Consider the following 24,129-nt stretch of genomic DNA (forward strand, 5'->3'; position numbering starts at 1 on the left):
GGGGTGGGCGCGCCGCCGACCTCGTGGGCCCTCATGTACCGCCCGTTGGGCGGGTGGCCACTGAGTGGCCCGGCACCGGGGGTCCGCGTACGGCCGGCCCGCGCGGCGGCTAGGCGCCGATCAGCCGGGCCGCCAGGTAGCCCTCGATCTGGTCGAGCGACACGCGCTCCTGCTTCATGGTGTCGCGCTCGCGCACCGTCACCGCGTTGTCGTCCAGCGTGTCGAAGTCGACCGTGACGCAGAACGGCGTACCGATCTCGTCCTGGCGGCGGTAGCGGCGGCCGATGGCGCCGGCGTCGTCGAACTCGATGTTCCAGTGCTGGCGCAGCGCCTGCGCCAGGCCCTTGGCCTTCGGCGACAGCTCGGCGTTGCGGGACAGCGGGAGCACCGCGGCCTTCACCGGGGCCAGGCGGTGGTCGAGCCGCAGCACGGTCCGCTTCTCCATCTTGCCCTTGGCGTTGGGCGCCTCGTCCTCGACGTAGGCGTCGAGCAGGAAGGCGAGCATCGCCCGGCCGACACCGGCCGCCGGCTCGATGACGTACGGCGTCCAGCGCTCGCCGGCCTCCTGGTCGTAGTAGGCCAGGTCCTGGCCGGAGGCCTTGGAGTGGGCGCCGAGGTCGTAGTCGGTGCGGTTGGCGACACCCTCCAGCTCGCCCCACTCGCTGCCGCCGAACTGGAAGCGGTACTCGATGTCAGCGGTGCGCTTGGAGTAGTGGGAGAGCTTCTCCTTCGGGTGCTCGTACCACCGCATGTTCTCCTCGCGCAGGCCGAGACCGGTGTACCAGTTCCAGCGCTGCTCCATCCAGTACTCCTGCCACTTCTCGTCCTCGCCCGGCTTGACGAAGAACTCCATCTCCATCTGCTCGAACTCGCGGGTGCGGAAGATGAAGTTGCCGGGCGTGATCTCGTTGCGGAAGGACTTGCCCATCTGGGCGATGCCGAACGGCGGCTTCTTGCGCGAAGCGACCTGCACCTGGGCGAAGTTGGTGAAGATGCCCTGGGCGGTCTCGGGGCGCAGGTAGGCGATGGAGCCGGAGTCCTGCGTCGGGCCGAGGTGGGTGGAGAGCAGGCCCGAGAACTGCTTGGGCTCGGTGAAGGTGCCCTTGTTGCCGCAGTTGGGGCAGTTGAGGTCGGCGAGGCCGTTCTCCGGGGCGTGGCCCTTCTTCTCCTCGTACGCCTCCTCCAGGTGGTCCGCGCGGAACCGCTTGTGGCAGGAGGTGCACTCGGTCAGCGGGTCCGTGAAGGTGGCGACGTGGCCGGATGCGACCCACACGTCCGGGGCCAGGATCACGGACGAGTCGATGCCGACCACGTCCTCGCGCGAGGTGACCATGTAGCGCCACCACTGGCGCTTCAGGTTCTCCTTGAGCTCGACACCCAGCGGTCCATAGTCCCAGGCGGCACGCTGGCCGCCGTAGATCTCACTGCAGGGGAATACGAAGCCACGGCGCTTGCTCAGGCTGACGATGGTGTCGATCTTGTCGGCGGCCACGGTGCTCTCTTCATTACGACGACGGGCGACGAAGCGAGATTGCTTCCAGCGAAGCCCTCAGGCTACCGGCGCGGCCTGCCCCGCGACCAATTCGGTGCCCCTTACAGCTCCCTCACGTGCTTTGTTGACAACGGTTTCCATATTTGTTGAAAATGACTGTCATGAACGTACGACGATCTCACATATCCGCGGCCGCGCTGGCCGCGGTCGCCGCCCTCGGTCTCGGCACCCTGACCGCCTGTTCCTCGGACAGCGCCGCCGCGGGCGACAGCGGCACGTTCGACGTCGTCGCGTCGTTCTACCCGATGGCCTTCCTCGCCGAGCGGATCGGCGGCGAGCACGTCAGCGTCACCAGTCTCACCGAGCCCGGCCAGGAGCCGCACGACCTGGAGATCAGCGCCAAGCAGACCGCGCAGCTCGAGGAGTCCGACGCGGCGCTCTACCTCAAGGGCCTCCAGCCCTCCGTCGACGAGGCCATCGGCCAGTCCCCCGTGGAGACGAAGATCGACGCGGCGACCCTGACCTCCCTGGAGGCGCACGGCGCCGAGGCCGGCGGGCACGAGGAGGAACACGCCGAGGAAGAGCACGCCGAGGAGGAACACGCCGAGGAGGAGCACGGCCACGACCACGAGCACAAGGACGGCGAGGACCCCCACGTCTGGCTCGACCCGGTCAAGTACGCCGAGGTCGCCGAGGGCGTCGGCAAGGCCTTCGCGAAGGCCGACCCGGACCACGCCGCCGACTACGAGAAGAACACCGCGACCCTGGTCGGCGAACTGAACGAGCTCGACGAGAAGTTCGAGACCGGCCTCGCGAACAGGAAGAAGAGCGTCTTCATCACCACCCACGCCGCCTTCGGCCATCTCGCCGAGCGCTACGGCCTGACCGAGGAGGCCATCAGCGGCCTGGACCCCGAGTCCGAGCCGAGCGGGGCGCGCGTGAAGGAGCTCCAGGGGATGGCGAAGGCCGACGGCGTCACCACCGTCTTCTACGAGACGCTCGTCAGCGACAGGGCCGCCAAGACCCTCGCCGGCGACACCGGCCTGAGGACGGACGTCCTCGACCCGCTGGAGGGCATCACCGACGCCTCCCGCGGCGACGACTACTTCCAGGTCATGGAAGCCAACCTCAAGGCCCTGCAGAGGGCCCTGGGCGCCAAGTGAGCGACGAACCACCGGAGGACGGCATGACGACCGAGCCCGTCATTTCCCTGCGCGGCGTCCGCGCCGAGCTGGGCGCGCGCCCCGTCCTGCGCGGCATCGACCTCACCGTGCGCCGCGGTGAGGTCGTCGCCCTGCTCGGCGCGAACGGCTCCGGCAAGTCGACGGCCGTGCGCAGCGTCATCGGCCAAGTGCCGGTCAGCGCCGGGGAGATCGATCTGTTCGGCACCCCGAGGCACCGGTTCCGCGACTGGGCGCGCGTGGGCTACGTCCCGCAGCGCACCACCGCCGCCGGCGGCGTCCCGGCCACGGTCACCGAGGTCGTCTCCTCGGGCCGCCTGGCCCGCACCCGCTTCGGCGTCTTCCGCAGGGCCGACCGCGACGCCGTCCGCCACGCCCTGGACCTCGTCGGCCTGGCGGACCGGGCGAAGGACTCCGTCGACGCCCTCTCCGGCGGCCAGCACCAGCGGGTCCTGATCGCCCGCGCGCTCGCCCCCGCACCCGAACTGCTGATCATGGACGAGCCGATGGCGGGCGTCGACCTGGCCAGCCAGGAGGTCCTCGCCGAGACGCTGAAGGGCCAGGTGGCCCGGGGCGCCACGGTCCTCCTCGTCCTGCACGAACTGGGCCCGCTGGAGCCCCTGATCGACCGGGCGGTCGTGCTGCGCGACGGCTGCGTCCTGCACGACGGCCCGCCCCCGAAGGCCGTCGGCCAGCACGCGCTGCCCGGCCACGACCACGTCCACCCGCACGCCCCCGCGGGCGCCGAACCGATCCGTACGGGACTGCTGAGCTGATGGAGATCCTCGACTACGCCTTCATGCAGCGGGCGCTGCTCGCCGCCGTCCTGGTGGGCGTCACCGCCCCCGCCGTCGGCATCTACCTGGTGCAGCGCCGCCAGGCCCTCATGGGCGACGGCATCGGTCACGTCGCCATGACCGGCGTCGGCCTCGGCTTCCTGCTCAGCTGGTCCCCGGTGTGGATGGCGACGCTCGTCTCCGTCCTCGGCGCCGTCTTCATGGAACTGGTCCGCTGGTACGCCAGGACCCGCGGCGACATCGCCCTCGCGATGCTCTTCTACGGTGGCATGGCCGGCGGTGTGATGTTCATCAACCTCGCCCCCGGCGGCTCCACCACCAACCTCTCCTCGTTCCTCTTCGGCTCGCTGTCCACCGTCTCCGCGTCCGACGTGACCGCGATCTGCCTGCTGGCCGCGTTCGTCGTCCTGATCACCGTCGGTCTGCGCCGGCAGCTGTTCGCGGTCAGCCAGGACGAGGAGTTCGCCCGCGTGACGGGCCTGCCGGTGCGGTTCCTCAACCTGCTGACGGCGGTCACGGCCGCGGTGACCGTCTCGGTCGCGATGCGCGTGGTCGGCCTGCTGCTGGTGAGCGCGCTCATGGTGGTGCCGGTGGCCGCGGCCCAGCAGCTCACCCGCAGCTTCACCGCCACGTTCGCCGTCGCCGTCGCGATCGGCGTGAGCGTGACCATCGGCGGCACGGTCACCTCGTACTACCAGGACGTGCCGCCCGGCGCGACGATCGTGCTGCTGACCATCGCCGCGTTCATCGCGCTGACCGCGCTGGCCGCCCCGCTGGCCCGCCGCCGCGCCCGGGCGCTGGCCGCCGCCCAGCCCGGCGGCGACCCCGCGGAGTGCGTGATTCCGGCCGGCCGCGGGGCCGCCGACGAGGTCGGCGCCTGACTCGCCGCGGCCCGGGCTGGCACAATGGCCCGGGCCAGACGGCCAGACCCGAGGAGGCATCCCCGTGACGACCGCAGGACCGCCCGTGAAGGGCCGCTCCACCCGGCAGCGTGCCGCTGTGGCGGCCTGTCTGCAGGAGGTCGACGAGTTCCGCAGCGCGCAGGAACTCCACGACATGCTCAAGCACAAGGGCGACTCGGTCGGGCTCACCACGGTCTACCGCACCCTGCAGTCCCTCGCCGACGCCGGCGAGGTCGACGTCCTGCGCACCGCCGACGGCGAGTCCGTCTACCGCCGCTGCTCCACCGGCGACCACCACCACCACCTGGTCTGCCGCAACTGCGGCAAGGCCGTGGAGGTGGAGGGTCCGGCGGTGGAGAAGTGGGCGGAGGCCATCGCGGCGGAACACGGCTACGTCAACGTGGCCCACACGGTCGAGATCTTCGGCACCTGCGCGGACTGCGCGACGACCTGACGCGACCGCGGGCGGTCGTGCCCGCCCGTGCGGTGAAGGCCCGGGAGGTGTCCCCGGGGCGGCACGGGTGGGCGCGACGGCGTCGGAGCCCCGCGACCCGCCCCTGTCACACCCGGGGCAGGTGCCGGTCGAGCAGCTCCCGCAGCCGCTCCACGCCCCGCGCCCCCCGCACCCCCTGCTTCACCAGCACCATCGCGCAGTTCCCGGCACGATCAGGACTGCGCAGCACGAAGACCCGCCCGGACTCCGCGTAGCTGCCGAAGTTGGCCCAGCCCATGCGCAGATCGCTGTGCTCGCTGACCGTCCGCACGCCCTGGGAGCCGACGGTGATCCGCAGCAGGCCGTGGTGCCTGTTCGCCTCGAGCATGCGAGCGGCCGAGACGCCCGGCGCCCGGAACGTCGCCACCGCCCACACGGTGAGGCCCACACCCCACGCCACACGCGCCGACTCACCGTCCAGGACCCCCAGGACGAGGAGGACGAGCCCCACCAGGACGACGCAGGCGAGGAAGGCGGGGTGGTTCAGCAGACGCACCGCGCCGCCACGCTTGCGGATCATCAGCCGCACGGCGTCCGACATGTCCTCCCGGAGCTGGATGAGCTCCAGCTCGACGGTCTCCTCGTCCAGCGCCACGGTCTCTCCCGCCACGGCCCCTCCCCGGTCCTTCGGTGATGAGCCGTGATCGTAACGCCGGCTACTCCTGCCTGCCCTCCATGGCCAGCAGCTCCTCGTTGGGGATCGCCCCGCCGAAGCGGCGGTCCCGGGAGGCGAACTCCAGGCAGGCCCGCCACAGGTCACGCCGGTCGAAGTCCGGCCACAGGACGTCCTGGAAGACCATCTCGGCGTAGGCGCTCTGCCACAGCAGGTAGTTCGACGTGCGCTGCTCACCGCTCGGCCGCAGGAACAGGTCCACGTCCGGCATGTCCGGGTAGTACATGTACTTCTGCAGCGTCTTCTCGTCGACCTTCGACGGGTCGAGCCGCCCGGCCCGCACGTCCTCCGCCAACGCCTGTGCGGCGTCCGCGATCTCCGCCCGCCCGCCGTAGTTCATGCAGAAGTAGAGCGTCAGCCGGTCGTTGTCCTTCGTCTGCTCCTGGGCGACCTGCAGCTCCTTGGCCACCGACTTCCACAGCCTGGGCATCCGCCCGGCCCAGCGCACCCGGACCCCCAGCTCGTCGAGCTGGTCACGGGACTTGCGGATGAAGTCCCGGTTGAAGTTCATCAGGAAGCGCACCTCCTCCGGCGACCGCTTCCAGTTCTCGGTGGAGAAGGCGTACAGCGAGATCGCGCCGACCCCCATCTCGATCCCGCCCTGGAGCACGTCCAGCACCCGCTCGGCGCCCACCTTGTGCCCCTCGGTGCGCGGCAGCCCCCGCTCCTTCGCCCACCGCCCGTTGCCGTCCATGACGATCGCCACGTGCTTCGGGATCAGTTCCCCGGGGAGCTTCGGAGGCCGCGCGCCGGACGGGTGCGGTTCCGGCGTCCTGTACTCCCGGCGCTGACGCCCCAGGAACCCGCGTACGGCCATGTGTCTCTCGTCTCCTCGTGCCTACTTCTCGACGTACCTCAGCGAACGCAGCCCGCGCTCCAGGTGCCAGTGCAGGTAGGCGGACACCAGCCCGCTCCCCTCCCGGACGTACCGCGCCTCGCAGGCGTCCGCGGTCTCCCAGTCTCCCGTAAGCAGCGCGCCGAGGAGTCCCAGAGCCTGCGGTGAGGGTACGACGCTGCCGGGCACCCGGCAGTCGGCGCAGACGGAACCGCCGGACGCGACCGAGAAGAACCGGTTCGGCCCGGGCATCCCGCACTTCGCGCAGTCGGTGAAACTGGGCGCGTACCCGTTGACGGCGAGGGAGCGCAGCAGGAACGCGTCGAGCACGAGGTGCGGCGCGTGCTCGCCCCGGGCGAGCGTCCGCAGGGCCCCGACCAGCAGCAGGTACTGCTGCACCGCCGGCTCGCCCTCGTGGTCGGTGAACCGCTCGGCGGTCTCCAGCATGGCGGTGCCCGCGGTGTAGCGCGCGTAGTCGGTGACGATCCCGCCCCCGTACGGCGCTATCGTCTCGCTCTGCGTGCACAGGGGCAGGCCGCGGCCGACCAGCTCGCTCCCCTTGGAGAAGAACTGCACGTCCACGTGCGAGAACGGTTCGAGGCGCGCGCCGAACTTCGACTTCGTCCGGCGCACGCCCCTCGCCACCGCGCGTACCCGCCCGTGACCGCGCGTGAGCAGGGTGATGATCCGGTCCGCCTCACCCAGCTTCTGGGTGCGCAGCACGATGCCGTCGTCGCGGAACAGACTCATGGCCCCATTCTCCCGTACGCGGACGGCACCCCCCGACGCGCGTCCGCCCGGGGACTCGGATCTGGTTCGGGCCTCCGTCGACGTACGGGCTCGACCCGGTCACGAAGCTGCTCCGCCCGGAGGCGGGGAAGGCCACGAGGGCGGCGATCTCCTCCGGGCGCCCGAGCCGGCCCAGCGGCGCCTTCGCGGCCGTCTCCCGCTTGAGGTCCCCGGCCCGTTCCGCGTCGGGGGCGAGTCCCGTCGGGCCGGGGGTGTCGGTCGGACCGGGGGTGACGGTGTCGGCCCGGATGCCGCGTCCCTTGAGCTCGTTGGCCCAGGTCCGGGAGAACGACCGGACGGCGGCCTTGCTCGCCGCGTACAGGCCGGACGCCTCGTCGCCGGCGCCGCCCCGCGCGACTGGCCGCCCTCCTGAGCGGACGAACGGCCCGGTGCGCACCCACCCCGCCGCCCCGCGTCAGAAGAGTTCCCCCCGGCTGCGCGCATTGACGTAGGCGGTCGCCGCGCGCAGTCGCTCGGCCGGGGTCGCGCGGCGCACGGCACCGGGGTCGGCGTCCCACTCCCGGCCGCCGCCGTACGGCCTCAGCTGGACGTAGGGCCCCTCATGCCCCATGACCACGCCGATCCGCTCGGTCCGGGTGTCCACGACATGCGCGCCGACGGGCGGCTTCACCGCGCCACCGCCGCCGCGATCCGCCGCGCGGTCTCCATGGAACACCGTCCCAATTCGACGAGCGGACAGGGCGCCTCCCGCGCAAGACTCACCGGATCCAGCCCCAGTGACGGCAGGGAAATTCCGGCCTTCGCGAGCGCCGCCCGCAATTCCTTCACCACTTCCTCCGCTTCTTCGGCCCAGAGCGCCGAGTGTCGCGCCTCCACCGTGATCCCCTCGCTTTCCCGATTTCACTCTTCGCACCTCCAGAATGCCGTGTCACACCTACACTCGGCAGGAGGCTGCGCGCTACAAGTGCGGGTCTTCACCAGGGGGTTGGTTATGGCCAATGGTTCACGTCAAGCCGCGTGGGAGTTCTTCGGCGCGGAACTGAAGCGGCGGCGCGAGGACGCGGGGCTCACGCAGGTGGAGCTGGGTACGCGGGTTTTCGTGTCCGGCGGCTACATCGGCCAGTTCGAACAGGCGATTCGCAAGCCGCAATTGGACGTGGCACAGCGGATTGACGACGCACTGCAAACCGACGGTATTTTCGAGCGGATGTGGCGCAAGCTCATCAAGGACCAGAGCTATACGGAGTATTTCGCACACGCCGCCGAACTGGAGCGACTGGCGACGGAAATCTGCGAGTACGCGCCCGCTGTGGTTCCGGGGCTGCTGCAAACACGGGAGTACGCGCAGGCGATGTTCCTGGCGGGCAATCCGTTCGCCGCCGACGAGTACATCGAAGAACTGATCAAGGGGCGCATGAAGCGGGCCCGGGTCCTCGAGGACGCTGCCCGGCCCGTGTACTGGGTGGTACTGCACGAGACGGTGCTGCGCGTCCCCGTGGGCGGTCCGACGGTCATGGCGCACCAGCTGGACCGCATCGCGGCCATGGCGCGTCAGCGCAAAGCGCTGCTCCAGGTACTCCCGTTCTCCGCGGGAGCGCATCCGGCCATGGGCAAGATGATGTGGCTCATGGAGTTCGAGGACGCGCCGCCGACCGTCTATACAGAGGGCGTGTTCTCGGGAAGCCTGCTGGACGAACCGGCGCTGGTGAAGCGAATCCGGGCGTCCTACGATCGCATCAGGGCCGCCGCGCTGTCGCCGGAGGCGTCCCTGCCCCTGATCGAGTCGGCTGCGGAGGACTACAGACGATGCGCGAGTTCGACCTGAGCAACGCCCGCTGGCGCAGGAGCACGTACAGCGGCGGCGACGGCGGCGAAGCCTGCGTCGAGGTCGCCTCCGGGCTTCCCGGTGTGGTCCCCGTCCGGGACAGCAAGGTGACCGGCGGGCCGGTGATCGTCGTCGGGTCGGGGGCCTGGACGGAGTTCCTGCGCACCGTCGGGGCCACCGGCCCCCTCGAAGGGCGCCGCGCCGGCGCCGGGCACCCCGCCCGGGGCGCGTACCGCCGCTAGGAGGCCAGGGCCGGCGTCCTGGGGGCGACCAGGCGGAGGCCGAGTTCCACCAGGGTCCAGCCGAGGCGGGTGCGGAGGCGCCGGGTGCGCCCGGCCGGGGCGGCGAGGCGGTACGCACCGGCCTGCGCGCGGAGTTCGGTGGCGCGGGCCCGGTGCAGGGCGAGATGGGTCTCCGGGTGCATGGGACTGCCTCTCATTCCGTGCGCGTGGGGATGACGTGGGTGTGGATGCGTACCTGCTCGGCGTCCGGGACGTCGCCGTCGAGGGACCGCGCGCGGTAGCCCTCCACGAGGTCGTGCATCCTGTGGACGAGCTCGTCGGCGAGTTCCGGCGTGAGACGCAGCGTCCAGTCGCTCATGTCCGAGGTGCGGCGCCACTCCTCGGGCCAGTCGCCCCGCGTGCCGAGCCAGGTCGCGAGCTCCCTGGTGTGCTGGTCGGCGACCTCGTGCAACAACAGCTCGACGGCCCCGCGGACCTCGGGCGTGCGGTCCTCGAGCAGGGCCTCGTCGAACCGCACGCCCTCGTGGGCCGCCCTCCACCACCGCTCCCGCCCCTTGCCGTGCTCCGGCGCGTCCTCCACGAAGCCGTGGGCGGCGAGCTGGCGCAGGTGGTAGCTGGTGGATCCGCTGGACTCCCCCAGCCTCGCGGCCAGTTGCGACGCGGTGGCCGGTCCGTTGCGCCGCAGCACGTTCAGCAGCTGCATGCGCAGGGGGTGCGCGAGACCGCGCAGCGAGCGGGCGTCGAGGCGGTGGACCCGCGGGTCCCGGGCGTCCTGGGGCTCGTCCATGGGTACAAAGATAGCGTTGCAAAGAATCCCTTGCAACGCTTTCTTTGCAACCTTTCCTCTGCAAGTCGATGAGCTGCCGATGACGCCGTTGGCGTGGCGTTTCGCCCCGTACGCAACCGGGGTTCCCGCGATCGGCCTCCTGTCCTGCAGTAGCGACACCCCTTGGTGAGGAGACCGACATGACCGCGACCGCGCTCACGCCGGAGGGCGACTACCTGCTCCCGCCCCCGCGCCCGGCCGACCGCCTCGGCACCGCCCTCGATCCGCGCGACCGCCGCCGGCTGGAGCTGCACGCCGCCCTGACCGCCGCCGGCATCCCGCCCCGACCCGAGGACCGCGAGGCCATCGAGAGCCTGAGCGCCCTGTCCGGCAGCGTCAACAGCACCATCCAGCGCTGGCTGCACCACACCCTGTGAGCCGTGCGGCTCACGGCCTCCCCGGCGACCCGCGCTCCCGGCGCCGTCCGGGCCGCGCACGACCGGCGCGAACACCTCGTGCCCGCGGTCGCAGGGCGTCCGGGGCCGGCGTCGCTCCCCCGGGAGCGGCGCCGGGAGCGATGCCGGGGGCTACGCCCGGTCGACCATCCAGGTGCCGTCCTCCTCGTCGTCGACCCGCACCTCCAGTTCGCGGATGCTCATGCCCGCCTCCCAGAGTTCCCGGAAGCGCTTCATCCGGTCCTGGACGTGGTCCCGCCGCGCGATGAGCCGGGTCCTGACGTTGACGTCGCGCAGGTCCTGCTCGATCTCGAAGGAGACCTCCTCGTCGTAGACGATGAAGTCGTCGGTGGTGCCGCGCTGGAGGTGCGGCGGCAGTTCCGGCAGGACGGCCACGCGCACTTCGATGTGCAGCGCCTGCTGCTCGTCGCACAGCCGCAGCAGCCGGTCGTCGAGTTCGCGCGCGCTCGCCAGCAGGAACAGCCGCCGTACGGGCACCCCGTGTTCCTCGATCGCCTCCCGCTGGGCGTCGAGGTAGCGGCTGGCGGGTTCGCTGTTCCAGAACTCGCGGTCGACGGAGGTGCTGATGGCGTCGACGGAGCGCTCGGCGGCGTGGGTGAGGGTGAGCATCCAGTCGTGGTTCTCGCCGTGGCACTCCACGCTCATACTGGTGAGGGCCGCCATGTGTCCGAGCACCCGCTGCATCTCCAGGCGGACGAACGTGTAGAGGATCGACGGCCCGGGCGAGAGCGCCTCGGCGAAGCGCTTGGCGAGTTCCGGTACGCCCTCCGTGCGGACGCGGTCGAGCGGCGGGTAGGAGTCGGGGCCGGGCGGCTGCGGGGTGAGGCGGGTCTCGACGAGCTGCCGGATGTCCTCGGTGTGCCGGGCCAGCCCGGTCCGCAGGTCGTCCTCGTGCCGCCGCAGCCCGTCCCGCACGGTGGCGGCGGTCTCGGCGAGGACGCTCTGGGCCCGCAGGGCCTGTTCGTCGGGCTTCCGGTCCCGGGCGGGGAGGTACTGGAGGGCCACCGCGGCGGTGGCGCAGAGCCCGGCGGCGGCGAGCTGCCGAAGCGCCCCGCTCCCGGGGCTCAGCAGCGCGGCGACGCCCCAGACGACGAGGCCGACGGTGAGGCCGGCGAGGAGTCTGCGCGTCCACTCGGCCCGGTCGGCCGAGGGTGCCGGGGGCGTGCCGTCCGGGGCGCCGGACGGCCGGGGCCGGGCCGGGCCGGGGATCGCCGGACCGGCCTCGCGGCCCGGCGTGTGTCCCGCGCCGGGCGGGGGCGCCGTGTTCTCGGGCTGGGGTGACTGTGCCGTGCTCATCTCGCTTCTCCCCCCGTTGGGATGCGCGTCGGATCGGGGTGCGGGGATGTGCGTCGGGGTGGTGCGGGGCCGGGCCCGCGGTCAGGGAGTCAACTCGGCCTCCCGGTGGGGCGGGGGAATCGCGTGCAGGGCGAGCTGGTCCCGGATGCGCTGCACCAGGGTGCGCCACTGGCGGGTGAAGCCGGGGCGGTCCTCCAGCGCCTCCCAGAGGGGGGCGAGCGCGTGCGCGACGCGGGCCCGCGGCATCCACAGGTGCAGCAGGTGGTCGACGGCCGGCCGCAGCGCCGTGACCACGGCGGGGCGGTCCTCGCCGACCCGGGACCGCGGCCGGGCGGGTGGTTCCGCGACACCCAGCCGGATGCCGTCCAGGATGCGGACGACGGTGGTGAGCAGCCAGTCGTGCAGGGCGAGGTCGTCGCAGAGCCCGGCGACGTCACCGGCGGGCGTGCCCGCGGGGACGCGGAGCCGTACGGTGCGCAGTTCGTCCTCGGCGAGGGTGAACCGCTCGATCGACGGCACCTCGTCGCGTCCGGCGGGCAGGGCCACCCAGCGCAGCCGGGTGGGGCGGGACTTCAGGGGCGGGCGGTGGTCGAGCAGGGGGTGGCGCAGCAGGCGGGTGAGGAGCCCGTCGGCGATCAGCCCGACGTCGAGTTCGCCGTGCCGCCCGCCGTTCAGCAGGCCCTGGGCGACGGCCTCGTGCGGCAGTCTCCCGAACGGTTCGAGGGTTCCGGGCCGTACGAGGTAGTGGCCCCAGGGGCGCCGGTGGTCGGGTCCGGCGGCGGAGAGGCCGAAGTGGGCGGAGCTCTGCAGGACGCGTCCCTCGGTGAGCGAGGCCCGGGCGGCGACGGTGCCGACGGCGCGGATCCTGGCGCCGTTGGCGCTGGGCAGGGGGCAGTCGACGCCGGTGAGGGTGTCCGGGGAGCGGCCGTAGAGGTTGGGGCGTTCGGAGAGCAGGACGCGTTCGTCGGCGCGCAGTCCGAGGAGCTGGGCGGCGGCGCGGCTGTCGAGGGCCTGCAGGGCGGGCAGCAGACAGGTGCGGACCTCGCCGCAGGCGAGCACGACGGGCGGCGTCTCCCCCGGCGTCGTGTTCCCCGGCGTCATCTCACTGCCCCGCGTAGAAGACGTAGGAGATGCGGTCGGCCACCGAGTCGGGGACGGCCGTGTTCTCGCGGGCGGAACGCTCGGCGGTCTGTGCCAGCGCCCCGGGGTCGACCTGGATCTGGTCGAGGATCACGCGGACGGCGTGCTCGACGGGTAAGAACCGGCTGGGGATCACCGAGCAGGTCCGGTAGGCGGCGAACGGGTCCGCGCGGGGGTTGAGCCGCAGCAGCGGGGGCAGTTCGTCCCAGTCGTCGGGGAAGGCGGCGGCGGTGTGCGGCTGCGGCTCGAGGACGGCCTCGCCCTCGTTGCGCAGCAGTCCGAGACGGGCGAGTTGCCACACGGCGGCGAGGAAGGGGCAGGACCAGGTGCGGTGTCCGTCGGGGCCGTCGTCCCAGAGTTCGACGTCGAGGAAGACGGAGTGGCGGCGGGCGGCGGTCTCCTTCGGCGGCCGCCAGGCGGTGGCCTTCTGCATGGCCTGCGGGGCGCGTGCGACGGGGCTGCGCTCGCCGTTGGCCAGCCAGCCGGTCTGCGCGGCCGGGGGGCGCAGGCCGTAGCTGCCGGGCGGCGGTTCCTCGACGATGCGTCCGGCCACGGCCTCGGCGACGGGCACCTTGCCGGCGACGGCGCAGCCGGACTCGCGGGCCAGGTAGTCGACGACGAGCCCGGCCCGGTCGGCCTCCTCCAGCAGCATGGGGACGACGTCGGCGGGGGCGGAGAAGCGGGTGAAGTAGTCGTCGATCAGGAAGCAGGTGCTGATCCGGGGGCGTTTGCCGCCGGTGGCGGCGGCCGCGCCGGCGCGGGCCGCCTCCGCCCAGGGGCGCACCCGCTCGAAGTGGCGCCGCAGGTGCCCGGGGCCGGCCTCGAAGTCCTCCATGTAGAGGTGGCCGAGTTCCAGGGAGAGGTGGGACAGGGGCACCGCCTGGGTGCGTGGTTCGGCGGCCGTCTCGCGGAACACCGCTTCCGTCATGGCCGCCCCCAGTGGTCGTCGTCGGTGAGCCGTCGCGCGATCTCCTCCAGCGCCTCCAGTGTCTCCTTGTTGGCGATCTGTGTGGAGAGGACGTCCTCTTCGGTGATGAGCTGTTCGCGCCACTGCAGGATGGGTTCCAGGGGGACGACGCCGAGCACCACGCTGTCGCCGATGCGGTGTTCCGCGGCGAGCCGGCGCAGCGCCTCGTCGCAGGACTGCATCCAGGCGGCCTGGGCGGGCGAGCCCTGGGACCACAGCGGCGAGTCCGGGTCGGGTACGGCGGCCCGGACGAAGCGGACGGCGCCCCGCAGCGCCTCCTCGTCGTGTCCGCGCTCGACGCCGCCCCTGATGATGCCGTGCTCCTTGTGGACGAGTCCGGCGGCGGCGATGACGTGCTGCCGGGTCCAGCGGTGGAAGACCAGCCAGCGGAACGCGACGTAGCGCATCCGGGGGTGGGCGGTCGCGGCGAGGACCATGTCGACGGCGTAGCTGCGGCCGGCGCTGAGGTCGACGACGACCAGGTCGAACTCGCCGTGCAGCCGCAGCAGGAGGTCGACGCACCGGTCGAGGGCGTCCTCGCCGGTGGCGAACTCGCCGCCGCCGGCGTCGCCGGGGAGCAGCACCAGGCGGCCCGCCTGGTTGGGCCGGGCGCGCAGCTGGGGGTGCTCGGTCTGCCGCCAGACGTCGATCCTGGCCGGTTCGGTGACCGTGCCCTCGAGGTAGGAGTGCAGGCCGCTCTCCTCGGTGCCGCGCATCGCGCCGGGCACGTCGAAGACGGCGGCGGCGGTGGGCGAGCCGAAGTCGAAGTCGACGTAGGCCACGTGGTCACCGGCGAGGGCGCGCTGGTAGGCCAGGTTGGCGCTGGTCACCGAGCGGCCGGTGCCCCCCTTGTCGGAGGCGGCGAAGACGAGCACGGCTCACACCTCCTGCGCGGCGGCGCCTCGGGCCTGGGCCAGGGTGTCGAGCTCCTGGAGCACCGGCAGGGCCAGGGCGAACGCGGTCGCGGGCCGGTCGTCGACCAGGCTGCGGGCGTGGTCGAGCCGGCTCTCGATGCTCCGCATGGCCCGGGCCCGGCTCCCGTCGGGGGCGGCGGAGGCCTCCAGCTGTTCCTTGCCGAAGAGGTGGGTGGCCTCGCTGAGCATGTCCCGGGCCAGCTGGGCGAGTTCGGGACTGCGGATGGGCTGTTGTTCGTAGAGGTTGCGGGCGGCGACCAGGCACTCGGTGACGCGTTCGGTGATGCTCCAGGAGAGGCGCCTGTTGACCCGCGTGTCCGGGTAGACGGCCCGTGCGTTGTCCCACAGGCCCGTGCCCTCGCCGTCCTCGATCCGCCGGTTCCACAGGTGCTCGAACACCTGCTCGCCCAGGCGGAGCAGGCGGTCCTGCGCGTCGATGTTCCGGGAGAGTTCCGCGAGCTGGATGATCCGCTTGAGCAGCTGGGCCGAGAAGTCGGTCATCCGCCACTGCAGCACCCCGCCGGACCGCTCGGACCCGGCGAGCGGCATGGTGACGCCCGGGTAGTGCAGCCCGATGGCCGGGTCGTTCCTGGTCATGCGGCTGCTGACGCGGCCCCGGTCGGCGAGGCGCTCCATGATGGCGACGGTGCGGGTGAGGTCGTCGTCGGTGGCCTTCCGGCGGACCAGGTCGTGGACGAGGATGGCCGCGACGGTCAGGGAGAAGTACTCCGACTCCAGCTGCAGTCCGGTGGTCTGCCAGGGCAGGTCCTCCAGGGGCCAGCGCTCGCTGCCGAACCGGGCGATGGCCGACCAGTACTGCTGGCTGAGCTCCCAGCGCAGGCGCAACGCCTCGGCGAGCTTCTGCTGGTCGGCGTCGAGCAGGCCCAGGGTGAGGGTGCGGTCGGAGAACAGGTCCTGGATGCCGTCCAGGGCGATCACGGTGAAGTACACGTACGGCAGCCGGTCGGCGATGCCGTCGGGCTGGCCGGGGACCGGGATGTCGAGGTCGGTGATGGTCGGCGCGTCCTTGACCACGCCCCAGGCCCAGCCGCACTCGAAGAGCTGGCTCTCGTCCCGGATGCTCTCGTCGACCTGGATGCCGCGGCTGAGGCTTTCGATGATCGTGGCGCGCAGCGGGCGGAACCGGCGGGAGAACTGCTGGAGGACGGCCCGGTCGGACTGCCTGTCCTGGCCGATGACCTGGATGAGCCGCTTGCCCTGTTCGGACTCGGCGTCGAAGACGTTGACGGTGAAGGAGCGCAGCAGGCTGATCATCGCCGCGGTCAGCCGGGTGTTCGTGGCCTCCCTCAGTTCGCCGAGGGCCTTGCGCACGTCGGGGCGGGTGGTGCTGGTCTCGTAGACCTTGAGGAACCCGAGGGTGGCGAGGCAGAGCGTGACGGACATGGAGTAGGAGTCGACCACGCCCAGCTGGTACTGCTCGTGGGTGAGCTTCTGCCGGGGCTCGGCGGGCCGGAAGTAGTGTCCGCCGGCGAAGGTGGGGCTGTCGTCGGGGCCGGTGTGGCTGCGCATGAACTGGGAGAGCGCGGTGATCAGGTTGGGCGGGATCTCCAGCCGGCTGCCGACCCCCTCCAGCGCGCGCAGCACGTCCCGTTCGGTGGTGTCGGGCTGGTCGAGGCGGAAGGCGGGGACCTCGGTGGCGGGATAGAGCAGGCAGAGCAGCCGCTCGGCGTCGGCGACGCTGCTCAGCCCGTCGGTGTCCTCCCAGACGAGCTTCCCGTCGTCGAACGAATGGCGGGCCATGGCCCGCCAGATGTCCAGCATGTGCTGCCGCGGCTTGATCTGCATCCCCGCACCCCTCGTACAGATCTCGTTGCCCTGTGTTCAGACATGGTCCCCGCTCCCACGGGGCGGCAATCGCCTAATCCCGCCGTCCCAGGGCGAGGATCATCCCCTCGTGCCCCGGCCGCACCATGTGGTCCAGGTCGTGGATCTCCAGCTCGCCGGTGAAGGGCTCCAGGCATTCCCGGACCCGGTCCGCGCCGACCCGGTAGGCGGGGTACCTGTGTGCGCCGACCTGGTACCCGAGCGATTCCTTCATGAACGCCGCGGCGAAGGGGGCCCCCTCGTTCAGCGCGTCCATGAAGCACTCCACGCCCCGCCGGAACTCGTCGGGGCACTCGGACATCGAGTCGGCGACGAAGAACATGGTCCCGATGTCCCAGCGCCGCTGTCCGTCGAGGTCCAGCAGGTTGGCGCGCTCCACCCGGACGATCTCGCCGAACCGGCTCCTGGGCTCGACGGCCCGGTAGGCGGGGGCCTCGCGCAGGACGTCCCAGAACGGGTCCCACACCGTGTCGTACCCGCCGCCGGCCGCCTGCTTCTCCAGGTACTCGACGTTCGGAGCCGCGTATTCCAGAAGGAGGATCTTCTCGCACCAGGGCAGCATGGACAGCGCCGGATAGAGATTCGCGCCGGCGCCCACGTCGACGCCCCGGACCGAGGCCGGGACACCCCGCTCGTAGCAGCGGCTGAAATAGTCGCGCATGAGCCCCACGATCAGCAGGTCGACCTCGAGCGGGGTGCGGTAGTTGAGGTCGACGTACGCCTCCGGGTCGAACTGCGACCACGGCGCGTCGGCGTTGCGGTCCATCATCACCCTGCCAGGTTCCATTCGGTGTCGGACAAGACCGTGTGCTCAGCGCACGAGTCCTCGTGGACGTCGGCGGACGAAGAAGCGACTCCGGTGTTCGCACGGTAAGCCCGGTCGGCACGCGGAGACAGCCAGGAACACGCCAGTCCTCCGTGACCCGGCGCACGTCAGGCGCACGCCAGCACAGCCCTGTCACACCCGAACTCGCCCTTGCACGGGGCGAGTTGGACGCTCACTCTAGCCAGAGGCAGCCGCCGGTCGCCACCGGGGTCCGCATTCCCTCCTTCGTGTGAACGGCGGCCACGGCTGCCGCGTTGACGTCTCACGTCCCGACTGGGGGTGGCATGACCGCCGAACCGCTTGAGCGCGCCCTGGACCACGAGAAGCGCCTCACCCGGCCGACACCTCTACCGGAACCACGGCCCCCGCTGCTGCGGACGGCACGGGAGTCCGATCTGCCCGAACTGCAGCGGCTCGACGCGGAGGTCTTCCAGGAGGTCGCCTACCCGGCGTTCCTGCTGCGGCAGCTCTTCGACCTGTACGCCGGTCACGCCGGTCACCTGCTCGTCCTGGACGACGGCGACGGCCGGCTGCGCGGCTACGTCCTGGCGGCCACCACGGCGATCAGCCGGGACAGCTGGATCCTCGGCCTGTGCGTGGCCGAGGACCGGCGCCGGCACGGGCTGGGCCGGGAGCTGATGGCGGAGATCCTGGCGCGGCTGCGCCGCTGCGGGACCGAACGGGTCCGGCTGACCGTGGAGCCCGCCAACGACGCCGCGATCCTGCTCTACCGCTCCCTGGGTTTCCGGCCGGAGCCGCCCGACGGGGGGCTGCGCCGGGACTACTTCGGCCCGGGCGAGGACCGCAGGGTGATGTGCCTCGTGCTGTGACCCGCGCCGCGCCGCCCGGGGGCGGCCGGTCCGCCGCGGGGTCACGACGGGGTCCGCGCCGCCGCCGCCAGCAGGCGGGCCACGTCGTCCGGGCGGATGGTGAGGGCCGCGCCCACGGTGGCCAGGGCGTCGCGTTCGGCGGGCGTGTAGGGGCCGTCGGCGAGGGCGACGCGGGCGCCCTGCAGGAGGATCGACTCACGGCCCGGCGCGGCGAGGTGCGGGGCCAGCGGGTCCAGCGCCTCGTGCAGTTCGATGGCCAGGCCCGCCGTGCAGGGCTCGCCGGTGAAGCGGCCGGTGTCCGCCTCCAGCGCCTCGACGAGCGCGGCCAGCTGGTCCTCGGTGCAGTCCTCGAAGCCGGCGGCGCGCACCCCGACGGCGGCCGTCTCCAGGGAGGCGCGCGAGCAGGTGCCGCCGGCGGCCAGTACCGCGAGGGCGACGGTGTGGACGGCGTCGCGGAGCATCGCCGAGAAGCGGGTGGTGGTGGGGTGGTCCAGGACGTCGGTGCCGAAGCGGCGGCGGCAGGCCGCGCACTCCACCACCGGCCCGGTCTCGCCGCGCGGCAGCACGGGCACGCCGAGCAGGGCGAAGCGGCGCTGTCCGGTCAGCCGCTGGTAGTTGCGGTCGCCCCCGCAGCCGGGGCAGAAGAACTCCCCGTCGCCGACGGCCGTCCACGCGGTGCGGGTGCCCAGCAGGCGCGACAGTCTGACGGCCGCGGCACGGCCGTTGGGTCCCCGTCCTGGCAGCACGTCGCACCTCCGTCAACGCCACGGCATCATCGCCGCCGCTTGCGTGATGTTAGCCACATCCGCGAGGTGGAGTCAGCACCCTGGACGAGACCTTTCCGTGACCCGCGCGAGGAGATGGCCGGTATGTGACGGCGCCCCGCCCGCCGTTTTCCGGCGGGCGGGGCGTCGTACCGCCGATGCGGCTGGTCAGCGCGTTGCGCGGTTGACGGCGGAGACGACCGCCTTCAGTGAGGCCCGCGTGGTGTTCGCGTCGATTCCGATGCCCCACAGCACCTTGTCGCCGATCGCGCACTCGATGTAGGAGGCGGCCTGCGCGGAGGCGCCCTCGCTCATCGTGTGCTCCTGGTAGTCCAGCAGCCGTACGTCGACGCCGATGCCCTGCAGCGCGTGGAAGAACGCCGAGATCGGGCCGTTGCCGCTGCCGACCAGGGTGGTCTCCGTGCCGTCGACCGTGGCCTCGACGGTGAGGGTGTCCACGCCGTCGCGGTCGGTGGTGGACTGGCCGTTGGCGACCTGGATGCGGCCCCAGGGGTTCTCCGGGTTGGGCAGGTACTCGTCCTGGAAGACCGCCCAGATGTCGGCCGGGGTGATCTCGCCGCCCTCGGCGTCCGTCTTCGCCTGGATGATCTTCGAGAACTCGATCTGCATCCGGCGCGGCAGGTCCAGCTTGTGGTCGTTCTTCAGGACGTACGCGATGCCGCCCTTGCCGGACTGCGAGTTGACGCGGATGACGGCCTCGTAGGAGCGGCCGACGTCCTTGGGGTCGATCGGCAGGTACGGGACCGCCCACTCGATGTCGTCGACGGTGACGCCCCTGGCCCGCGCGTCGGCCTCCATGGCGTCGAAGCCCTTCTTGATGGCGTCCTGGTGGGAGCCGGAGAAGGACGTGTAGACCAGGTCGCCCACGTACGGGTGGCGCGGGTGGACCTCCATCTGGTTGCAGTACTCCCACGTACGGCGGATCTCGTCGATGCCGGAGAAGTCGATCTGCGGGTCGACGCCCTGGGAGAACAGGTTCATGCCCAGGGTGACCAGGTCGACGTTGCCGGTGCGCTCGCCCTGCCCGAACAGGCAGCCCTCGACGCGGTCGGCGCCGGCCATCAGCGCCAGCTCGGCGGCGGCGACGGCCGTGCCGCGGTCGTTGTGCGGGTGGACCGACAGGCAGACGTACTCGCGGCGGGAGAGGTTGCGGTGCATCCACTCGAAGCGGTCGGCGTGGGTGGAGGGGGTGGAGCGCTCGACGGTCGCCGGCAGGTTGAGGATGATCTCGCGGCCCGGGCCGGGCTGGTAGACGTCCATCACCGCCTCGCAGACCTCCAGGGCGAAGTCCAGCTCGGTGTCGGTGAAGATCTCCGGACTGTACTGGTAGCCGAACTCCGTCTCGGGGCCCAGCAGCTTCTCGGCGTACTCCGTCACCAGCCGGGTGCCGTCGACGGCGATCTGCTTGATGTCGTCCTTGGAGCCGCGGAAGACCACGCGGCGGAAGACCGGTGCGGTGGCGTTGTACAGGTGGACGGTGGCGCGCCTGGCGCCCTTCAGGGACTCCACCGTCCGCTCGATCAGGTCCTCGCGGGCCTGGGTCAGCACGGAGATGGTGACGTCGTCCGGGATGGCGTCCGGGTCCTCGATGATCGATCGCACGAAGTCGAAGTCGGTCTGGCCGGAGGCCGGGAAGCCGACCTCGATCTCCTTGTAGCCCATCCTGACCAGCAGGTCGAACATGGCGCGCTTGCGGGCGGGCGACATGGGGTCGATCAGGGCCTGGTTGCCGTCGCGCAGGTCGGTGGAGAGCCAGCGGGGAGCGGTGGTGATCCGCTTGTCCGGCCAGGTGCGGTCGGGGATGTCGACCTGCTCGTAGCGGCCGTACTTGTGGATCGGCATGGGGCTGGGCTGCTGGCGGTTCGCCATGATGCGGGGGCTCCTCGGTGTGTCCTGGTGGACGGCCGACGGCGCAGCGCCAAACTCCGCGGGGAGGGGGTCGGCCTCTACTGCAGACCCTCACCGCGGCAGCTAAGGAGAAGCAGCCCGAAATGCATGATGCGGAGCATGCTAGCCGAGCTTTTCCGGACGCGGGCCGCGTGTATCAGTATGCGGGACCGGGGCGTCGGCAGGGGGGCGCGGACGACTGCGCAATGGGTCACATACCACCCGTACGGATAACACACCGCGACCACCATGACGGACGGTTGCCGACATTTCACCCGATCCACGTCGCTCCCCGTGACAGAGCGCCAACGCGGTGCAATGGTGCCGGACATGACCGAGAACGGGGGCTTCCAGCCCGTCTTCTGCACCATCGTCCCGCCGCACGTCCTCGACCGGCTCGCACAGGCCGAGGACCCCGCGCTCCACGGCCCCGCCCGCCGCACCCTGCGGCGCGACGCCTACGAGCGCACCCAGCGCCGGCTGACCACGGTCGTCGGCGCGCCGGCCGTCGCCACGCTCGCCGAGGCCGAGCCGGGGAAGCCGCACCGCACCGTGTACGACGCCCGGCACCGCACCGACCTGCCGGGGAGGAAGGTCCGCGGCGAGGGGGAGGCGCCCGGCCAGGACGCCACCGTCAACCGCGCCTACGCCGGTCTGGGCGCCACGTTCGAGCTGTTCCTGAAGGCGTACTCCCGCGACTCGATCGACGGCGACGGGCTGCCGATGGACGCGACCGTGCACTACGACGAGGACTACAACAACGCCTTCTGGAACGGCGAGCAGATGGTGTTCGGCGACGGGGACGGGGAGATCTTCCTCGACTTCACCATCCCCATCGACGTCATCGGCCACGAACTAGCCCACGGCGTCACGCAGTACACCGCGAACCTGGACTACTTCGGCCAGTCCGGCGCGCTCAACGAGTCGGTGTCGGACGTCTTCGGCTCGCTCATCAAGCAGTACACGCTCGGCCAGACCGCCGGGGAGGCCGACTGGCTGATCGGGGCCGGGCTGCTCGCCCCGCGCGTCACGGGCGAGGCGCTGCGCTCCATGAAGGCGCCGGGCACCGCGTACGACGACGACGTCCTCGGCAAGGACCCGCAGCCCGCGACGATGGACGACTACGTCCGCACCGGCCGCGACAACGGCGGCGTGCACATCAACTCGGGCATCCCGAACCACGCCTTCTACCTGGCGGCCACCGCGCTCGGCGGACACGCCTGGGAGCGGGCGGGGCAGGTCTGGTACGACGTGCTGACCGGCGGGGAGCTGGAGCAGGACGCGCGGTTCACGGACTTCGCGACGCTGACGGTGAAGGCGGCGCGCGCCCGGTACGGGGAGGGCGAGGAGCTGCGGGCGGTGTCGAAGGCCTGGGAGCGGGTGGGAGTGCGGACGCTGTAGTTCCGTACTAGACAGGGACCCATGCGTATTCAGGTGCGGCGCACGGGCGGGTTCGCGGGGATCGAGCGGCAGGCCGAGGTGGACACCTCGGGCCGCGCCGACGCCCACGAGTGGCACGCCCTGGCCGAGCGGGTGCTGGCCGCCGGCCGGGGCACACCGCCGGCCGGGGTGCCGGACGGCTTCGGCTACCGGATCACCGTGGACGGCAGGTCGGTGTACTGCGCGGACCCCCGGCTGACGGAGGAACAGCGGGAGCTGATCAGGAGAGTACTGAAGGAGGGTGCGTAACCGGCTTGGCGCGCAAGGGCGTTGACTCCGACCGCCGACGGTGCGGATGATCCGGGCCATGGCGACGACCAACCCGATCCCCCGTTTCCCGGCCGGTTTCCTGTGGGGCGTGTCGACCTCGGCACACCAGATCGAGGGGGCGGCGGACACCCGCGAGCGGTCCGTGTGGGACGTGTTCACGGACGAGCCGGGGCGGGTGCGGGACGGCTCGACGGCGGCGGTGGCCTGCGATCACGTCCACCGGTACCGCGAGGACGTGGCGCTGCTGGCCGGCCTGGGCGTGGACGCGTACCGCTTCTCCGTCTCCTGGCCGAGGGTGCGCGCGCGGGGCGGCCTGGACTTCTACGACCGGCTGGTCGACGAGCTGTGCGCGGCGGGCGTACGGCCGGTGCCGACGCTGTTCCACTGGGACCTGCCGGCGGATCTCGACTGGCTGGACCGGGACACCGCGCAGCGGTTCGCGGAGTACGTGGCGGAGGTCGCCGGGCGGCTCGGCGACCGGGTGACGAAGTGGATCACCCTCAACGAGCCCGCCGAGCACACCCTGCTGGGCCACGGGCTGGGCGTGCACGCCCCCGGCCGGACACTGCTCTTCGACGCGCTCCCGGTGGCCCATCACCAACTCCTCGCACACGGCCTGGCGGTACGGGCGCTGCGGGCTGCGGGGGCGGACGACATCGGCGTGGCGAACTCGCACGCGCCGACCTGGCCGGCCTCCGGGGACGAGGCGGACGTGGCGGCGGCCGGCTTCTACGACGCCCTGCTGAACGGGATGTTCGCCGACCCGCTGCTCCTCGGCCGCTACCCGGACGGCATCGGCGAGCTGATGCCGGGCGACGTCGAGGCGGACCTGAAGGTCATCGCGGAGCCGCTGGACTGGTACGGGATCAACTACTACGCGCCGACGGGCGTGGGCGCCCCGCAGGACACGGAGACCGACTTCGGCGGTGTCCGGATGCCGGCCGGACTCCCCTTCTCCGTGCGGGAGATCGAGGGCCGTCCGGTGACGGACTTCGGCTGGCCGGTGGTCCCGGAGGCGCTCACGGAACTCCTCACCGCCTTCCGCGCCCGGTACGGCGACCGGCTCCCGCCGGTGGTCGTCACCGAGAACGGCTGCGCGTACGACGGGCTGGACGACCGGGACCGCATCGCCTACCTCGACGGCCACATCCGCGCGCTGCACCGGGCGGTCGAGGCGGGCGTGGACGTACGCGGCTACTTCGTGTGGTCGCTGATGGACAACTTCGAGTGGGCGGAGGGCCACACCCGCCGCTTCGGTCTGGTCCACGTCGACTTTGACACGCTGGAGCGGACCCCCAAGGCGTCGTACGGCTGGTTCCGGGAGCTGCTGCGCGAGCAGCGCGCGTGATCAAAAACCCGGACGTCGCAACTGCTTCGGATCCCGCTGCCAGTCCTTGGCGACCTTCACGTGCAGGTCCAGGCTGTACCGACATGCGGCTACCGCCGCGCGGCAGGCACCCCGACCCACCCGCAAGACCCGACACCGACGCCCACCCC

General features: G+C 71.9%; 28 protein-coding genes. 11 read left to right on the plus strand and 17 right to left on the minus strand.

What is annotated here, in order from left to right:
* Positions 1 to 109: 109 nt before the first annotated feature.
* Positions 110 to 1,492 (minus strand): glycine--tRNA ligase, encoded by a 1,383-nt coding sequence (locus ABTY20_RS15505; RefSeq protein ID WP_351997523.1) that lies wholly within the window; start codon positions 1,490 to 1,492, stop codon positions 110 to 112.
* Between the two features lie 161 nt (positions 1,493 to 1,653).
* Between ABTY20_RS15505 and ABTY20_RS15510 the strand changes: the two genes are divergently transcribed.
* The 4 genes from ABTY20_RS15510 to ABTY20_RS15525 all read left to right on the plus strand — a co-directional run bounded on the left by ABTY20_RS15510 (position 1,654) and on the right by ABTY20_RS15525 (position 4,826).
* Positions 1,654 to 2,655, plus strand: coding sequence for a metal ABC transporter substrate-binding protein (locus tag ABTY20_RS15510; RefSeq protein ID WP_351997524.1), 1,002 nt, complete (start codon positions 1,654 to 1,656; stop codon positions 2,653 to 2,655).
* Positions 2,656 to 2,678: 23 nt separating this feature from the next.
* Positions 2,679 to 3,449: a metal ABC transporter ATP-binding protein gene (locus ABTY20_RS15515; RefSeq protein ID WP_351997525.1), complete on the plus strand. Its 771-nt coding sequence runs from the start codon at positions 2,679 to 2,681 to the stop codon at positions 3,447 to 3,449.
* Positions 3,449 to 4,351 carry a metal ABC transporter permease gene (locus ABTY20_RS15520; protein ID WP_351997526.1) on the plus strand — a complete coding sequence of 301 codons (903 nt, stop codon included), beginning with the start codon at positions 3,449 to 3,451 and terminating at the stop codon, positions 4,349 to 4,351. Before ABTY20_RS15515 ends, ABTY20_RS15520 begins: the two co-directional genes overlap by 1 nt.
* 64 nt (positions 4,352 to 4,415) lie before the next feature.
* Positions 4,416 to 4,826: a Fur family transcriptional regulator gene (locus tag ABTY20_RS15525; protein ID WP_351997527.1), complete on the plus strand. Its 411-nt coding sequence runs from the start codon at positions 4,416 to 4,418 to the stop codon at positions 4,824 to 4,826.
* A 106-nt stretch (positions 4,827 to 4,932) separates the two neighbouring features.
* Here the strand turns inward: ABTY20_RS15525 and ABTY20_RS15530 are convergent, their stop codons facing one another.
* Genes ABTY20_RS15530 through ABTY20_RS15555 form a run of 6 tightly spaced genes read right to left on the minus strand, consistent with a single transcriptional unit; the run spans position 4,933 to position 7,999 of the window.
* Positions 4,933 to 5,475, minus strand: a complete 543-nt coding sequence (locus ABTY20_RS15530; RefSeq protein WP_351997528.1) for a hypothetical protein — start codon at positions 5,473 to 5,475, stop codon at positions 4,933 to 4,935.
* 46 nt (positions 5,476 to 5,521) lie between these two features.
* Positions 5,522 to 6,355, minus strand: a complete 834-nt coding sequence (locus tag ABTY20_RS15535) for an isoprenyl transferase (protein WP_351997529.1) — start codon at positions 6,353 to 6,355, stop codon at positions 5,522 to 5,524.
* 21 nt (positions 6,356 to 6,376) lie between these two features.
* Positions 6,377 to 7,123 carry a DNA repair protein RecO gene (gene recO, locus ABTY20_RS15540; protein WP_351997530.1) on the minus strand — a complete coding sequence of 249 codons (747 nt, stop codon included), beginning with the start codon at positions 7,121 to 7,123 and terminating at the stop codon, positions 6,377 to 6,379.
* The gene (locus tag ABTY20_RS15545; protein WP_502991816.1) at positions 7,071 to 7,559 is read right to left on the minus strand and encodes an SDR family oxidoreductase; all 489 of its coding nucleotides are present in this window, start codon (positions 7,557 to 7,559) and stop codon (positions 7,071 to 7,073) included. The genes recO and ABTY20_RS15545 overlap by 53 nt, the downstream gene beginning before the upstream one ends.
* Before the next feature lie 18 nt (positions 7,560 to 7,577).
* The gene (locus ABTY20_RS15550) at positions 7,578 to 7,793 is read right to left on the minus strand and encodes a hypothetical protein (RefSeq protein WP_351997531.1); all 216 of its coding nucleotides are present in this window, start codon (positions 7,791 to 7,793) and stop codon (positions 7,578 to 7,580) included.
* The gene (locus tag ABTY20_RS15555) at positions 7,790 to 7,999 is read right to left on the minus strand and encodes a hypothetical protein (RefSeq protein WP_351997532.1); all 210 of its coding nucleotides are present in this window, start codon (positions 7,997 to 7,999) and stop codon (positions 7,790 to 7,792) included. The genes ABTY20_RS15550 and ABTY20_RS15555 overlap by 4 nt, the downstream gene beginning before the upstream one ends.
* A gap of 115 nt (positions 8,000 to 8,114) precedes the next feature.
* Here ABTY20_RS15555 and ABTY20_RS15560 point away from each other — a divergent pair, with 115 nt between their 5' ends.
* On the plus strand, positions 8,115 to 8,948 hold the full coding sequence (locus ABTY20_RS15560; RefSeq protein WP_351997579.1) for a helix-turn-helix domain-containing protein: 834 nt from the start codon (positions 8,115 to 8,117) through the stop codon (positions 8,946 to 8,948).
* Positions 8,930 to 9,190: a DUF397 domain-containing protein gene (locus tag ABTY20_RS15565; RefSeq protein WP_351997533.1), complete on the plus strand. Its 261-nt coding sequence runs from the start codon at positions 8,930 to 8,932 to the stop codon at positions 9,188 to 9,190. Before ABTY20_RS15560 ends, ABTY20_RS15565 begins: the two co-directional genes overlap by 19 nt.
* On the opposite strand, the gene ABTY20_RS15570 is transcribed toward ABTY20_RS15565, so the two are convergent.
* Together ABTY20_RS15570 and ABTY20_RS15575 are read right to left on the minus strand one after the other, a co-directional pair.
* On the minus strand, positions 9,187 to 9,372 hold the full coding sequence (locus tag ABTY20_RS15570; protein ID WP_351997534.1) for a hypothetical protein: 186 nt from the start codon (positions 9,370 to 9,372) through the stop codon (positions 9,187 to 9,189). The genes ABTY20_RS15565 and ABTY20_RS15570 overlap by 4 nt on opposite strands.
* A gap of 11 nt (positions 9,373 to 9,383) precedes the next feature.
* The gene (locus tag ABTY20_RS15575) at positions 9,384 to 9,977 is read right to left on the minus strand and encodes an ArsR/SmtB family transcription factor (protein ID WP_351997535.1); all 594 of its coding nucleotides are present in this window, start codon (positions 9,975 to 9,977) and stop codon (positions 9,384 to 9,386) included.
* Between the two features lie 179 nt (positions 9,978 to 10,156).
* Here ABTY20_RS15575 and ABTY20_RS15580 point away from each other — a divergent pair, with 179 nt between their 5' ends.
* The gene (locus tag ABTY20_RS15580) at positions 10,157 to 10,393 is read left to right on the plus strand and encodes a hypothetical protein (protein WP_351997536.1); all 237 of its coding nucleotides are present in this window, start codon (positions 10,157 to 10,159) and stop codon (positions 10,391 to 10,393) included.
* A gap of 150 nt (positions 10,394 to 10,543) precedes the next feature.
* Here ABTY20_RS15580 and ABTY20_RS15585 read toward each other — a convergent pair whose 3' ends face one another.
* The 6 genes from ABTY20_RS15585 to ABTY20_RS15610 form a co-directional block, all read right to left on the minus strand.
* Positions 10,544 to 11,728, minus strand: a complete 1,185-nt coding sequence (locus tag ABTY20_RS15585) for a hypothetical protein (protein WP_351997537.1) — start codon at positions 11,726 to 11,728, stop codon at positions 10,544 to 10,546.
* 81 nt (positions 11,729 to 11,809) lie between these two features.
* Positions 11,810 to 12,829 carry an SCO2521 family protein gene (locus ABTY20_RS15590; RefSeq protein ID WP_351997538.1) on the minus strand — a complete coding sequence of 340 codons (1,020 nt, stop codon included), beginning with the start codon at positions 12,827 to 12,829 and terminating at the stop codon, positions 11,810 to 11,812.
* A gap of 1 nt (position 12,830) precedes the next feature.
* Entirely contained in the window at positions 12,831 to 13,796 is a 966-nt protein-coding gene (locus tag ABTY20_RS15595; RefSeq protein WP_351997539.1) for an SCO2522 family protein, read from the minus strand.
* Positions 13,793 to 14,710, minus strand: coding sequence for an SCO2523 family variant P-loop protein (locus tag ABTY20_RS15600; RefSeq protein WP_351997540.1), 918 nt, complete (start codon positions 14,708 to 14,710; stop codon positions 13,793 to 13,795). Before ABTY20_RS15600 ends, ABTY20_RS15595 begins: the two co-directional genes overlap by 4 nt.
* A gap of 3 nt (positions 14,711 to 14,713) precedes the next feature.
* Complete coding sequence (locus ABTY20_RS15605) at positions 14,714 to 16,555, minus strand: SCO2524 family protein (protein ID WP_351997541.1); 1,842 nt, start codon at positions 16,553 to 16,555, stop codon at positions 14,714 to 14,716.
* 73 nt (positions 16,556 to 16,628) lie between these two features.
* Positions 16,629 to 17,381 carry an SCO2525 family SAM-dependent methyltransferase gene (locus tag ABTY20_RS15610; RefSeq protein WP_351997542.1) on the minus strand — a complete coding sequence of 251 codons (753 nt, stop codon included), beginning with the start codon at positions 17,379 to 17,381 and terminating at the stop codon, positions 16,629 to 16,631.
* 323 nt (positions 17,382 to 17,704) lie between these two features.
* Between ABTY20_RS15610 and ABTY20_RS15615 the strand changes: the two genes are divergently transcribed.
* Positions 17,705 to 18,250, plus strand: a complete 546-nt coding sequence (locus ABTY20_RS15615; protein WP_351997543.1) for a GNAT family N-acetyltransferase — start codon at positions 17,705 to 17,707, stop codon at positions 18,248 to 18,250.
* Positions 18,251 to 18,291: 41 nt separating this feature from the next.
* Here ABTY20_RS15615 and ABTY20_RS15620 read toward each other — a convergent pair whose 3' ends face one another.
* Together ABTY20_RS15620 and leuA are read right to left on the minus strand one after the other, a co-directional pair.
* Positions 18,292 to 18,996 (minus strand): TerB family tellurite resistance protein, encoded by a 705-nt coding sequence (locus ABTY20_RS15620; protein ID WP_351997544.1) that lies wholly within the window; start codon positions 18,994 to 18,996, stop codon positions 18,292 to 18,294.
* Positions 18,997 to 19,182: 186 nt separating this feature from the next.
* On the minus strand, positions 19,183 to 20,904 hold the full coding sequence (gene leuA / locus ABTY20_RS15625; protein WP_351997545.1) for a 2-isopropylmalate synthase: 1,722 nt from the start codon (positions 20,902 to 20,904) through the stop codon (positions 19,183 to 19,185).
* Between the two features lie 348 nt (positions 20,905 to 21,252).
* Here leuA and ABTY20_RS15630 point away from each other — a divergent pair, with 348 nt between their 5' ends.
* The 3 genes from ABTY20_RS15630 to ABTY20_RS15640 are packed head-to-tail and all read left to right on the plus strand — an operon-like array spanning position 21,253 to position 23,980.
* Complete coding sequence (locus tag ABTY20_RS15630) at positions 21,253 to 22,323, plus strand: M4 family metallopeptidase (protein WP_351997546.1); 1,071 nt, start codon at positions 21,253 to 21,255, stop codon at positions 22,321 to 22,323.
* A 21-nt stretch (positions 22,324 to 22,344) separates the two neighbouring features.
* Positions 22,345 to 22,611 carry a protealysin inhibitor emfourin gene (locus ABTY20_RS15635; protein WP_351997547.1) on the plus strand — a complete coding sequence of 89 codons (267 nt, stop codon included), beginning with the start codon at positions 22,345 to 22,347 and terminating at the stop codon, positions 22,609 to 22,611.
* Between the two features lie 46 nt (positions 22,612 to 22,657).
* Positions 22,658 to 23,980 carry a GH1 family beta-glucosidase gene (locus tag ABTY20_RS15640; protein WP_502991817.1) on the plus strand — a complete coding sequence of 441 codons (1,323 nt, stop codon included), beginning with the start codon at positions 22,658 to 22,660 and terminating at the stop codon, positions 23,978 to 23,980.
* The last annotated feature ends 149 nt before the right edge of the window (positions 23,981 to 24,129 follow it).

The organism is Streptomyces sp. NPDC126497 (assembly GCF_040302425.1).
Taxonomy (GTDB): Bacteria; Actinomycetota; Actinomycetes; order Streptomycetales; family Streptomycetaceae; genus Streptomyces.